We start from the raw sequence: 12,182 nt of genomic DNA on the forward strand, positions 1-12,182 counted from the left end.
ACACATACACCAACCACTAATAGCCGCTATGGCGAAACTGCCACAAAAAGCCGTCATCAGCGCGAATGATTGCGTCGCGATACAAAAGGCGCTGGCCACAAGAACTAAGACCTAAAACGGGCCATGCTTTTAAGCTACCGTTAGCAATATGGTGATAAACAAAGTTAATATCACGACGCCCCACCGCCTTGTAAAAAGCGGCCAGGTGACCACGCCCTGTCAGCGGGTCTACTGTTCGGTGATCAAGAATTTCATAGGGGTTTGCCATCATAAAACCGGCGCGGTCTTGACCCGGCCAGACAAAGAAAAGCATGTAAACTTGTGGGGCTAACATTCGGTCTCGATACTCACTAGCCACTACACTTTTTAAATCCATTCCTGGATAACGAGCCTCAACAAGAGACTGGCCTACAGACATAATCTGTAAAACCCTTGCCGAAATAGCCTTTACTTCATCGGGGTTGCGATCACTGTAAAGGTTTTCCAGAATGTGCGGATTATCCAAAAGTGTCTGGCGTTCATATGACAACGCCGAATTGAAAATACCCAGCTCACTATCGGCGGGTATAGCCTGAAGAGCCTGAACCAATTGGAGCGCTTCAGTATCGGTAAAGGGGTAGTTACTCATTTTCGCCACCCTCCTGAATCAACTGGGCAATAAATGCGTCGATATCCGATTTACGCCAGACAGTAATACCAGGTGACAATCTTATGCCCTTGGGCGCTTTGCCCTCTTGAACCCACTTATACCAGGTTGTTTTGGATACTCCCACGGAATCGCATACACGCCTTACGCGCAATAGCTGCTCATTACGGGAATCAATTAGCTTTTGAGGGCTGTAATCAGCCGATTCGGTAGGTATAGCTTGCTTCGTTGCCACGGTATGGCCTCCTATGCGTTTTAAATTGCGTAATGTGCAAAGCACGGATAGGAGTTTGGGGCGGCTGGGTTTTGCAGGACGCCAGCTCTTGCAAACTATTTTTTATTAGGGTCTTTGGTTTTTCCGGTTATTGATCGAACGCTACAGCCGCTATTTTTTCCATAAAGTGGAAGGAAGTGCTCGCTAGCCTTTTTGCATAGCGCGTGATGAGATAAATTAGGATTCTTCGCGTAGAGGTCATCAATATACGCCTGTAAATCAGAGCTTTCCGGCCTCTCAACACCATCCCAGCGCGCGCGCCCCCCCGTATCTGAATTTCGGTTAGACTCCGCCCCTTTTAACGAGTAACGCTCATATTTAAGAGCAAAAATCATCTTGTGGTGGTTATCAACGGCATACATACAGGGCTCGATTGCCTCCCTGTATCGCCCAGCGTTTAGCAGTTCATAAGCCCGCATACACTCATGTATGAGCCTATCCGCTATAAATTCGGGGGAATGTCCTGTCTTAGCGATCTCCAGTTTCTCGATGTCGTAAACCGCAAAACGTGCCTCAAATCTCTTATGAACATAATGAAGGTCGCGTTTTACTACCGATACCCCGCGATCAGAGTAGTAATATTTAAATCCCCAAGGAGTGTACCCCGCATCGCGTAAGCAGCGCTCCGCATCCCTGCCCGCTCTTAGTAAAAATGCCACGGTGGTTTCACATGGCCCAAACTTACTAAAATCTTCGGGCTTCTCTACCGAGAACACCCTGACTTCCTTCATTCCTTTGTACTCTTTTCCCTTTGAGCCGGGATCGGGCCTCACCGAGTAACGATATTTTTTATCTGCCACACCGTACCCCTACGGCACCCGGTAAAAGGTTACCAAGGCGGTGCGCCGGGTGTGCGCATTTTCAGGAGCTACCCTAGCCTTGGTAATTCGTAAACGGGCATTTTTATTGCAAATACGTCTCATTGCACCGAAAAAGCCCGTTTTTGTAACGGGCGGTAACGGGTAAAACGGGACATCCCGTTACCGAGAATTAACAACTTAACTAACTGTATTTAAAAGACTTTTTATTTCTTGTAACGGGAGTAACGGGTGTAACATGTAAAAACACCTAGCCCGGCACTTTACCCCCTATTAATTAGCCTTGCGAAAGTCCGCCGTAACCACTGAAGGGGTCAATATTTCAGCCTTCAGGGTGTCCAGGTAATCAGCCCAATCTTGCATCATAGCCTTACGCTCGGGTAAGTATTTGGTGCGGTTGTATGCCCTGCCGTTTGCATCCTTCACCGCGTGGGCTAATTGTTGCTCGATGTAATCAACTCGAAAGCCCAGCACCTCATCAAGCAAGGTGCGAGCAGTAGCCCTGAAGCCGTGAGGCGTTACTCTATCTTTGCCATAGCCAAGGGTGCGAAGCGCGGCCAATACGCCAGCCTCGGACAACGGACGGCCACCCCGGCGGGCACTGGGGAACACATAACGGCCCGAGCCGGTAAGTGGGTGTATTGCTTTCAGGAGTTCTAGCGCCTGAGTAGGTAGCGGGACTATGTGGGGCTGGCGCATCTTCATTTTATCGGCGGGAATTTCCCACCGCTCTTGCTCCCAGTCTATTTCCGACCATTCCATATGGCGTAATTCGCCAGGCCGTTGAAACAATATAGGGGTCAGCTTTAAAGCCGTAGACACCTCAACCGAGCCGGGATAAGCGTCGATAGCGACCAGCAAGGGCGCCAGCTCTTTGGGGTCAGTGATTGCCGCCCGGTGCGTGGGCTTCATGGCCACCAAGGCACCTTTTAAATCTTGCGACACATCACGATCAGCCCGCCCGGTGGCCACGGCATAGCGCAACACCTGCCCCGCAATTCGTTTTGCCCTGTGGGCGGTTTCGTGTAGCCCGTCCGCTTCAATGCGACGTAAGGCAGACAGTAGCGAGGCGGGTTTAAGATCAACCACAGGGGTGCCCCCAATGTAGGGGCATAATTTTTTATCCAGTATCCATTGCAGTTTATTAACGGTAGGAGGCGCGGCTCCTTCGGCCTTGCGCTTGTCCAGGTATTCAGCGCCAATAGCGGCAAAAGTATTCGCCACCGCCGCCCTCTGTTCTAGCTTGGCTTGCTTCTTAGCTTCGCCGGGGTCTCTGCCCTCTTCTAGCATCTCTTTGGCTTCGCGGGTTTTCTCGCGGGCTTTAGCCAAGGTGACTTTAGGGTATACCCCTAGGGCTAAGCGCTTCTCTTTGCCGCCATAGCGATACTTTAGTCGCCAATACCTTGCCCCCTTGGGGGTGACTTCCAGGTACATACCGGCCCCATCGGCAAGCCTGTAGGTTTTATCCTTCGGTTTCGCTTGCCTTACCGCCGCCTCGCTGAGTTTGTTAATACCGGCCATTTGGGAAAATGCCCCCACCGCTGAGAATGTATCCCCAATTATGCCCCCGCCTATACCCGGATACAATGGGGGCATATCGGACGGTTAAGGACTAGGATTTAACATCAGGGCCAGTAATGACGCGGGGTTCAGGACGATTTAGGACTAATTAGGAGGGATAAATGGTGCCCGGAGCCGGAATTGAACCGGCACGATCAATTAAGATCGGCAGATTTTAAGTCTGCTGTGTCTACCAATTCCACCACCCGGGCTGGGTCGCCTCTATGGGCCGTATTTACAGAAAGCTCTGTAAAAAAGTGGAGGCGCGAGCCGGAATCGAACCGGCGTAACCGGATTTGCAATCCGGGGCATAACCACTTTGCTATCGCGCCATTTCAAGAGGGCGGCATTCTAGCCCAAAAAAAACAGTATGCCTAGCATTGGAGTATAAAAAATCTTTAAATCTTCCAGCTAACTGTTTGATTTCTATGCGCTTAGATCAGTTACTGCTCTCGTTATCGGACTTGCCGTCCATATCCGCTAGCAAGTAAGGCTTAGCCGCTTTAAGGTACAACACCATCGACCACAGGGTGAGCGCAGCGGCGGCCACAATCGCCACAAAGCCAATCCAGCGCAAGGTATCGATATCCGCCAGCAAGACAATAATCGCCACCATCTGCAACGTGGTTTTTACCTTGCCGATATACGAAACGGCGACGCTGGCCCGTTCGCCCAGCTCTGCCATCCACTCGCGCAGCGCGGAGATCACAATTTCACGCCCCACAATTACAATGGCACAGGTGGCAAACCAAGCGGCGGGGTAAAGGGTCACCAGCAATACCAGGGCAATCACCACCATAAGCTTATCGGCGACCGGGTCTAAAAACGCGCCCAGCTTGGTGGACTGATTGTATTTGCGCGCCACGTAACCATCGGCCCAGTCGGTAATGGCGGCGGCACTGAATATCAATGCCGACACGAAATGCCCCCAGCCAAAGGGGAGAAAAAACACCACCACGAACAGCGGAATCAGGCCAATACGAATCAGTGTGAGTTGATTTGCCAAAGTCATAAATTGATATGCATCCTTACCTAAGCATCTGCCTGGGATGATACACCAGCCAAACGGCATTTAGTCAGTCATCGTGAAAATGAGCGTATATTTCCTCGGCCAAAGCGCGACTGATACCCGAGGCCCGGGCCAGGTCATCCACACTGGCGCGGGTAATTTCCTGCAAGCCCCCAAAGTGCCGCAAAAGCTCGCGACGTTTAACCGCACCCACGCCGGCAATGCCCTCCAAGGTGGAGGTACGCCGCTTTTTGTCCCGCCGGTTTTTATGCCCGGTAATGGCAAAACGGTGCGCCTCATCGCGGATATGCTGAATCAGATGCAGAGCGGGCGAGTCCCCACCCAAAACAATTTCCTGACCGGTATCACCATGATAAAGCGTTTCAAAGCCCGGTTTGCGGGTCGTGCCCTTGGCCACCCCCACCAGCAATACGCCTTTTACCCCCAGCTCGGCGATCACTTTTTCTGCCACCCCCAGCTGGCCTTTACCGCCATCGATAAACAAAATATCCGGCAGTTTACCTTCGCCTTTTTGCAAACGCGTGTAGCGGCGGGTCAGGGCCTGTTCCATGGCCGCGTAGTCATCCCCGGGGGTAATCCCGTCGATGTTAAAACGCCGATAGTCGGATTTGGCCGGCCCTTCTTTATCAAATACCACACAGGAGGCAACCGTCAACTCGCCGCTGGAGTGACTGATATCAAAACACTCCATTCGGCCCGGCACTTCATCCAACCCCAAGACATCCTGCAGCGCCAGTAAGCGATCGGTCACGGATTTACGGCTATTGATACGGGCAATAATATTCTGCTCGGCGGCGCGCTGGGCCATCTGCACCCACTTGGCCCGGTGGGTGCGAACCTTATGAGTAATACTGACGCGGGTACCGCGCGCCTCGGCCAAGGCCTCGCTCAACAGCTCGGCCTCGGCGAGCGGCACACTGGTTACTACGGCGGCAGGCACCTCGCGGCCACTGCCCAAATAAAACTGGGGCAAAAACTCACTCAACACATCCGCCTCGCTTTCGCCCAGTCCCAGTTTGGGGTAGTAGCTGCGGCTGCCGAGAATTCGTCCCTGACGAATAAACAACGTATGCACACAGGCGTTGGCGCTTTGCAGAGCCACCGCCACGATATCCATATCGCCACTGCCCTCTTCTACGCTCTGCTGGGCCTGAACCTGACGCAACGCCGCAATCTGATCGCGCAGCTGGGCCGCGCGCTCAAACTCCAGCGCCGCCGAGGCACTCTCCATATCGTCTGCTAATTCTTTCAGCAGCTGCTGGTTTTTGCCCTGCAAAAATAACCGGGTGTGATGCACATCTTTGGCATAGTCGTCCGGGCTAATCAGTTCGACACAGGGACCAGTACAGCGATCAATTTGGTATTGCAAACACGGACGCGAGCGATTGCGGAACACACTGTCTTCACACTGGCGCACCTTAAACGTTTTTTGCAAAAAATTAAGGCTATCGCGCACCGCGCTAACGTTGGGGTAAGGGCCGAAATAATCGCCGCGCTTTTTTTTCGCGCCGCGATGCAGCGCCAAACGCGGGTAAGGCTCACCAGACGAGGCAAACACATAGGGATATGACTTATCGTCCCGCAGCAAAATATTATAAGGCGGGCGATTGGCCTTAATCAGATTTTGCTCAAGGATTAACGCCTCGCTTTCACTGCTGGTAATGGTGACTTCGATCCGGGCAATGCGCCTGACCAGAGCCTGGGTTTTGGGTGACAGGCCGCTCGCGCGAAAGTAACTCGCCAGACGTTTTTTTAAGTTTTTTGCTTTGCCGACGTAGAGAATATCGCCCTTGGTATCAAACATCTGATAGACGCCCGGCGCCTGTGTTTGATCGGCAAGAAATTGTTTGGAGTTAAACTGAGTATCGGCCATAGGGCCGGATTATACCGCTAACCGGCCGCTAAACCACCGCTTCGGGATCCAGATAGTTATATTTTACCGCGAGCAACGCCAACTCTACATCGGAGTTGATGCCCAGCTTTTCAAAAATTCGGTAGCGATAGCTGTTGACGGTTTTGGGACTGACCGAGAAGGTATCGGCTATAGCTTGGGCTTTTTGCCCCCCGGCGATTAACATTGCCGTTTCCAGCTCGCGCTGCGAGAGTCGCTCGAAGGGGGACCGATCGCCATTACCGCTGATATTTTGCAAGGCTAACTGCTGGGCAATATTGCTGCTCATAAACTGGCGCCCGGACATCACCGTATCGATAGCCGTGGTGATATCGGTAAACCCAGTGCCCTTGGTGACATAACCTCGGGCCCCGGCCTGAAGCAGGCGCGATGGGTAAAGGCTGTCATCGCAGGCGGTGACGGCAATAATCTTGACCCCGGGTTGGGCGTGTAACAGCTTGCGGGTAGCCTCCAGACCACCGATGCCAGGCATTTTCACGTCCATTAGAATCACATCGGGGGACAGCTCGCGGGCCTTGCGAACGGCCTCTTCACCGCTTTTGGCCTCGCCCAACACTTGATAGCCGCGCACGTCACTGAGCATTCGCACAATACCCATACGCACTAAATCATGGTCATCGACCACCAGTATTCGTGTCACCGGACCCCCTCGGCAGCCGTCACACTGCTCTTATTGCTATCCCCTTGCGGGGTCTCGCCTATCATTGATTGAAATCTTTTAGTTCGTCCAATAGTACCAGCAGTTTATACACCTTGGGAACTACTAACGACCCAGCGGTAAGTGAGGTTAATACGAGGTCCCAAGGGCTTTTTCGACTTGGCAATCTGATGCTGCCAAAAACGCTGCAAAGGCCCGTGCATTAGCAATAAATCGCCGTGCTGGAGGTCCACCGCCACGCGGTGACCGTTAGTCTTATGACGCAAGGTAAAGCGCCGTGTCTGCCCCAGGCTGAGCGAGGCAATGGCGGGCTCCGGACCCAGCTCTGGCTCATCGTCGCTGTGCCAGGCGACGCCGTCGGCGCCATTGCGGTATAAATTGGCCAGCACACTGTTATAGCCAAACCCGGTCGTTGTCTGTATCGCATCGCGCAGAGAGGAGAGCTCGGCAGTCCAGGGCAAGGGCGAGAAGTACGCCCCCGAATACTGATAGCGGCTGCCGGTATCGCCATACCAGGCATTAAGCCTGGGAATAGCCACTCGCTTGCCGTACATCATAAGCACACTTTGCTCCCACGCCAGGGTTTCTTTGAGCACTGTAAAGCTGTCATCCGCGCGCTTAGGGTCCAGCCAGTGACGATACACCAGGGCATGACCGTCTTCGGTAATCAAGGTTTCGGGACCGGGATGAGTGAATAAATCAGACTGATTCATAAGGCAAGATTACGACAACGGGGCCAATACGACATACAAGTGACACCCGTGACCAGTGTCATTCCTCACTATATCGCTTTGCGGTCTTCGGGGGGGTACACCCGCGGCTCTATTTCAAGGCGCACGCGGTACTTATCCCAAACCGCTGCCTGTATACGCGCTGCCAGGGCCAACACCTCAGTGCCCGAGCCCCGACCCGGATTGGTCAACACCAACGCCTGGCGCTCGTGTACTCTGGCGGGGCCCTGCTGTACCCCTTTAAAGCCGGCGCGATCAATCAACCAGGCGGCCGCCAGCTTTATTTGGCTACCGCCTGTCGGGTGACCCACGATATCCGGATATTCGCGGCGCAAAGCGTCAAACCGAACTGAGTCGATCAGGGGGTTTTTAAAGAAGCTGCCCACATTGGGAATGCTGGTGGGGTCGGGCAGCTTTTCGCGGCGAATGGCGCACACGGCATCACTCACCGCTTGCGGCGTCACGTTATCGTGCGGCACAGCGTCTAAGCGCGAAGCCAGCGCCGGGTAGCCGAACTGCAACCGGGGCTTTTTGCTGAGTCTGAAGGTGACATCTACAATCACATACTGATCTTTTAATCGCCCTTTAAACACACTGTCGCGATAACCGAACTCACAACTGTCGCGATCAAAGGTGACCGGCAGGGCCGAGTCCACCTGAATAGCCGTCAGCTCCTGCACCACCGCCTCAAGCTCAACCCCATAGGCGCCAATATTTTGAATGGGCGCCGCCCCCACCGAGCCGGGTATCAGCGAAAGATTTTCAAGTCCATACCAGTCCTGGTTAAGGCTGTGGCAGACAAACTCGTGCCAGTTCTCGCCCGCCTGAACCTTAACCCAGATATCGTCCGCGGTCTCGTGAACACACTCGATCCCAGCGAGCCGAATGTGCAGCACCAGCGCCGGAACGTCACGAGTTAGCACCAAGTTACTGCCACCGCCCAAAGGCAGAACCGGCAGCGAATGTTTTTTTGCATAGGCGAGCGCCTCAACCACATCCTCGCGGCTGCGGGCCTGAACATAGGCACTGGCACGCACGGGCACAGCTAAGGTATTTAGCGAGGCAAGGTTGTGCTGCGGAATGATTAACGCCATGGGCTAGCGGCTTAGGTGACGCTGTTTAATATCGGCAAGTAAGCCTTGCGCGGCCTGCTCCACCAAATCCAACACATGGGCAAAGCCCTCTTCACCGCCGTAGTAGGGGTCGGGCACTTCGCGCTCAGCACTGCCTCCGGCGTAATCCAAAAACAGCCGCAGTTCGCCTTTAAAATCCGCAGGCTTTAACATCGCCAAGTCCTGCAAATTGGACTCGTCCATCGCCAGAATATAATCGAAGTTTTCAAAATCCGCCTCGTCTACTTGACGCGCGCGCAGCGAGCGCAAATCAATACCGCGCTCGGCTGCCGCAGCAATGGCGCGGGCATCGGGCGCCTTGCCCACATGCCAGGCGCCGGTACCAGCCGAGTCGATAAAAACATCATCGACACGACCAGTGCGAGCCAGCTCGGCGCGAAACAGCCCCTCGGCCGTGGGCGAGCGACAAATATTACCCAAACAGACAAATAAAACGTTAACAGTCATTGTTCCTCCCGGTGATAATGTCACTGACTCGCTGCAAATCCGCGGGCGTGTCTACCCCACCCGGCACCTTGGCACAGGCCAAATCCAGATGAATGCGCTCGCCGTAGGCCATTACCCGCAGCTGCTCCAGTGATTCGGTCAATTCCAACTGCGCGGGCTGCCAGCGCACAAAGCGGTTAAGCAGTGAGACCCGATAGGCGTAGAGACCAATATGCCGCTTGGCGGCAAAGCTGGCGGGTAGGTTTTTGTCACTGAGCACATCACCGTCGTCGCGTGGCCAGGGAACCGGGGCGCGGGAGAAGTACAGCGCCATGCCCTGAGTATCGGCCACCGCTTTGACAATATTGGGGTCGCGAAACTCGGTATAGGTATTGAGCGGCTCGCACAGGGTCGCCACACTCGCTTGCGCATTAGCTGCGAGATTATTGGCCACCTGATCAATCACTGCCGCCGGAATCAAGGGCTCATCGCCCTGGACATTGACCACAATGGCGTCGTCCTCCAGACCCAGCTTTTGCGCCACTTCCTGCAGGCGATCGGTGCCGGAAACGTGATCCGCACAGGTCATAACCACCTCCGCGCCAAAGCCGCGCACGACCTCCTCTACCCGCGTATCATCGGTGGCCACCAAAACCCGCGCCGCCTTACTTTGACAGGCGGCTTGGTATACCCGCTCAATCATGGGTTTACCGGCAATATCCGCCAGAGGTTTACCCGGCAGGCGCGTAGAACCAAAACGCGCGGGAATCACAACCGTATAACTCATACTGATTTTCGACTCTTAAATTTTCGTTTTGCGCTCGATGGCTTGGGTCAGCAGCGGCCAAAAGCGCTTGTCCAGGACTGCCTCAACTTCCAGTGCCAGCCAGTCGGGCTCGGCAAAGCTCTGGCATTTGACTGCATCTTTGCTGGTCATCACCACCGGTAGCGGTTGCTTAAAAGAAAAGTCGGCGCTACTGAAACGATGATGATCGCGGTAGATATGACATTGGGGGCGCACGCCCAAGCCGGTTAAGGTATCAAAAAAGCGCTGAGGATTGCCGATACCCGCCACCGCGTGCACCGCACTGCCCCGCGTCACTTGCGACAGCGGCACCTCGGTCAGGTCTTTTACTTTAAACCAGTGAGTGGGTTGCAGACGCATATCGATGACCGGTGCCTGACCGGGTATATCCAAATGAACTTCAGCGTCGACTTGAGTTTGATTCACGATGGCAAAATCCACTTCGCGCAAGCGCGCCACCGGCTCGCGCAGAGGCCCTACCGGCAAGCAATGACCGTTTCCCAGTGCTCGCGCCGCATCCAAAACGGCAACCTCTATCTGTCGCCCCAGGCGGTAATGCTGCAATCCGTCGTCGGATAAAATCAAATCACAGCCAGCCTGCAACAGGGTTTGCGCCGCCGCGACCCGATCCGCGTCAATACACACCGGGCAGCCGGTCGCGCGCCAGATTGCCAGGGGTTCATCCCCGGCCTGGGTGGCACTCGACGCAGCTGACACCACATAAGGGTATTCGGGCGCCTGGGAGCCGTAACCGCGACTGACCACGCCCACGCGATAGCCCGCCTTTTGTAAGTGGCGCACCAGAGCGATGATAACCGGGGTTTTACCGGTGCCGCCCACCGACAAATTACCCACCACAATGACTGGCACAGGCAAGTGGCGCTGACAAAACCGGCGCAAAAAACAGCGCCGGGCGGCACTGACACTGCGAAACAGCCACTCCAACGGCAGCAGCCAGTAAACCCAGCGCTCCCCCTGATACCAGGCATTGAGCCAGCGGGTTTCTCGATCAGAGGAGCGCTGGGTGGAGCTATGAGTATCGCGCTTGGTGCGTTGCTCGGGCATTAGCGCGCATCGCCCTCCGGGCGTCGGGTGGTGATACTCAGATTAACAAACCCGAGCTGCCCCGCCGAATCCATTACCCGCACCACAAATTCGTGTGGCGCCTTGGCATCGGCGGTAATAATCAAAGGCTGGTCGGTATTATCCCCCGCCACCTCGGTTAACGCATTTTTAAGGGTTTGCGCTTTATTGTTCACCAGCTGGCGACCATTAATGGCGTAGCCACCCTGGGCATTAATCACCACCTCGAGCGGCTCAGCGCTCTCGCTGGCGGACTCGCCTACCGCCTCGGGCAAATCAATTTCAAGGTGAGTTTCTTTGGTGAAGGTGGTGGAAACCATAAAGAAAATCAGCAGCAAAAACACCACGTCAATCAGGGGCGTTAAGTTAATACTGTCTTCTTCGCGCGATTGTCTACGAAATTGCACAGTGCGCCCTCAATTAACGTTTGGTTTTGACGTCGACGCGACGGTCACTGTGTAAGGCATCCACAAGCTTAATGGCCTCTTCTTCCATGGTGACCACCAGAGTATCGATATGTCGCTGAAAATAGCGGTGCAAAATCATCGCCGGAATGGCCACACACAAGCCCGCAGCGGTGGTAATCAGCGCCTGGGAAATCCCCCCAGCCAAAACGCCGGCATTGCCCGAACCTTTAATCATAATCGCGTTGAACACTTCGATCATGCCGAACACGGTCCCCAGCAAACCCAACAATGGCGTAACCGCGGCAATGGTGCCCAATACACCGATAAAGCGCTCCAAATCGTGAATAACCTTGTTAGCGGCCTCTTCGATAGAGTCTTTCATAATCTCGCGACCGTAGCGCGAATTAGACAACCCCGCCGAGAGAATCTCCCCCAGAGGCGAGGACTGCTTTAATTCTTTTAGGCGCTCGGCGTTAAGCTCATTGTTTTTAATCCAGCCCCACACTTGCGCGAGCAGGTGTCGGGGGGCAATTTTGCCCGGATTTAAACTCCAGTAGCGCTCGGCGCTGATTGCCAACACGGCGACAGAACACAAAATAATCGGCAGCATTAACCAACCGCCAGCGGCAATCACTTCAAACACGCATCTATCCTCTTTTGACAGGCTTTTTATGGGTTCAGTAAAAGCGCATAAGACTA

Annotated in this window: 14 protein-coding genes and 2 tRNA genes; all 16 read right to left on the reverse strand. The window is 54.4% G+C overall.

Features of this window, described 5'->3' with window-relative positions; all coding sequences use genetic code 11:
• Positions 1-16: 16 nt before the first annotated feature.
• Entirely contained in the window at positions 17-628 is a 612-nt protein-coding gene (locus M6D89_RS05610) for a hypothetical protein (protein WP_253967043.1), read from the reverse strand.
• On the reverse strand, positions 621-881 hold the full coding sequence (locus M6D89_RS05615; RefSeq protein WP_253967044.1) for a helix-turn-helix transcriptional regulator: 261 nt from the start codon (positions 879-881) through the stop codon (positions 621-623). The genes M6D89_RS05610 and M6D89_RS05615 overlap by 8 nt, the downstream gene beginning before the upstream one ends.
• A gap of 95 nt (positions 882-976) precedes the next feature.
• Positions 977-1,720 carry a hypothetical protein gene (locus M6D89_RS05620; RefSeq protein WP_253967045.1) on the reverse strand — a complete coding sequence of 248 codons (744 nt, stop codon included), beginning with the start codon at positions 1,718-1,720 and terminating at the stop codon, positions 977-979.
• A gap of 291 nt (positions 1,721-2,011) precedes the next feature.
• Complete coding sequence (locus M6D89_RS05625; RefSeq protein ID WP_253967046.1) at positions 2,012-3,259, reverse strand: tyrosine-type recombinase/integrase; 1,248 nt, start codon at positions 3,257-3,259, stop codon at positions 2,012-2,014.
• A gap of 162 nt (positions 3,260-3,421) precedes the next feature.
• Positions 3,422-3,510 (reverse strand) — tRNA-Leu (locus M6D89_RS05630).
• Positions 3,511-3,556: 46 nt separating this feature from the next.
• Positions 3,557-3,630, reverse strand: a tRNA-Cys gene (locus M6D89_RS05635).
• A gap of 107 nt (positions 3,631-3,737) precedes the next feature.
• On the reverse strand, positions 3,738-4,310 hold the full coding sequence (pgsA, locus tag M6D89_RS05640) for a CDP-diacylglycerol--glycerol-3-phosphate 3-phosphatidyltransferase (protein WP_253967047.1): 573 nt from the start codon (positions 4,308-4,310) through the stop codon (positions 3,738-3,740).
• 64 nt (positions 4,311-4,374) lie between these two features.
• Entirely contained in the window at positions 4,375-6,201 is a 1,827-nt protein-coding gene (gene uvrC, locus M6D89_RS05645) for an excinuclease ABC subunit UvrC (protein WP_253967048.1), read from the reverse strand.
• 28 nt (positions 6,202-6,229) lie between these two features.
• Positions 6,230-6,880 (reverse strand): response regulator, encoded by a 651-nt coding sequence (locus M6D89_RS05650; protein WP_253967049.1) that lies wholly within the window; start codon positions 6,878-6,880, stop codon positions 6,230-6,232.
• A 104-nt stretch (positions 6,881-6,984) separates the two neighbouring features.
• Positions 6,985-7,611: an alpha-ketoglutarate-dependent dioxygenase AlkB family protein gene (locus M6D89_RS05655; protein ID WP_253967050.1), complete on the reverse strand. Its 627-nt coding sequence runs from the start codon at positions 7,609-7,611 to the stop codon at positions 6,985-6,987.
• Positions 7,612-7,679: 68 nt separating this feature from the next.
• A complete protein-coding gene (gene murB, locus M6D89_RS05660) occupies positions 7,680-8,723 on the reverse strand; it encodes a UDP-N-acetylmuramate dehydrogenase (protein WP_253967051.1) in 1,044 nt (347 codons plus the stop codon).
• A 3-nt stretch (positions 8,724-8,726) separates the two neighbouring features.
• Positions 8,727-9,209, reverse strand: coding sequence for a low molecular weight protein-tyrosine-phosphatase (locus M6D89_RS05665; protein ID WP_253967052.1), 483 nt, complete (start codon positions 9,207-9,209; stop codon positions 8,727-8,729).
• Entirely contained in the window at positions 9,199-9,975 is a 777-nt protein-coding gene (gene kdsB / locus M6D89_RS05670; RefSeq protein ID WP_253967053.1) for a 3-deoxy-manno-octulosonate cytidylyltransferase, read from the reverse strand. Before kdsB ends, M6D89_RS05665 begins: the two co-directional genes overlap by 11 nt.
• A gap of 15 nt (positions 9,976-9,990) precedes the next feature.
• Complete coding sequence (gene lpxK / locus M6D89_RS05675; RefSeq protein WP_253967054.1) at positions 9,991-11,058, reverse strand: tetraacyldisaccharide 4'-kinase; 1,068 nt, start codon at positions 11,056-11,058, stop codon at positions 9,991-9,993.
• On the reverse strand, positions 11,058-11,483 hold the full coding sequence (locus tag M6D89_RS05680; RefSeq protein WP_253967055.1) for an ExbD/TolR family protein: 426 nt from the start codon (positions 11,481-11,483) through the stop codon (positions 11,058-11,060). Before M6D89_RS05680 ends, lpxK begins: the two co-directional genes overlap by 1 nt.
• Positions 11,484-11,496: 13 nt before the next feature.
• Positions 11,497-12,126 carry a MotA/TolQ/ExbB proton channel family protein gene (locus tag M6D89_RS05685; RefSeq protein WP_253967056.1) on the reverse strand — a complete coding sequence of 210 codons (630 nt, stop codon included), beginning with the start codon at positions 12,124-12,126 and terminating at the stop codon, positions 11,497-11,499.
• Between the last annotated feature and the right edge of the window lie 56 nt (positions 12,127-12,182).

It is taken from the genome of Gilvimarinus xylanilyticus, assembly GCF_024195295.1.
Lineage (GTDB): Bacteria > Pseudomonadota > Gammaproteobacteria > Pseudomonadales > Cellvibrionaceae > Gilvimarinus > Gilvimarinus xylanilyticus.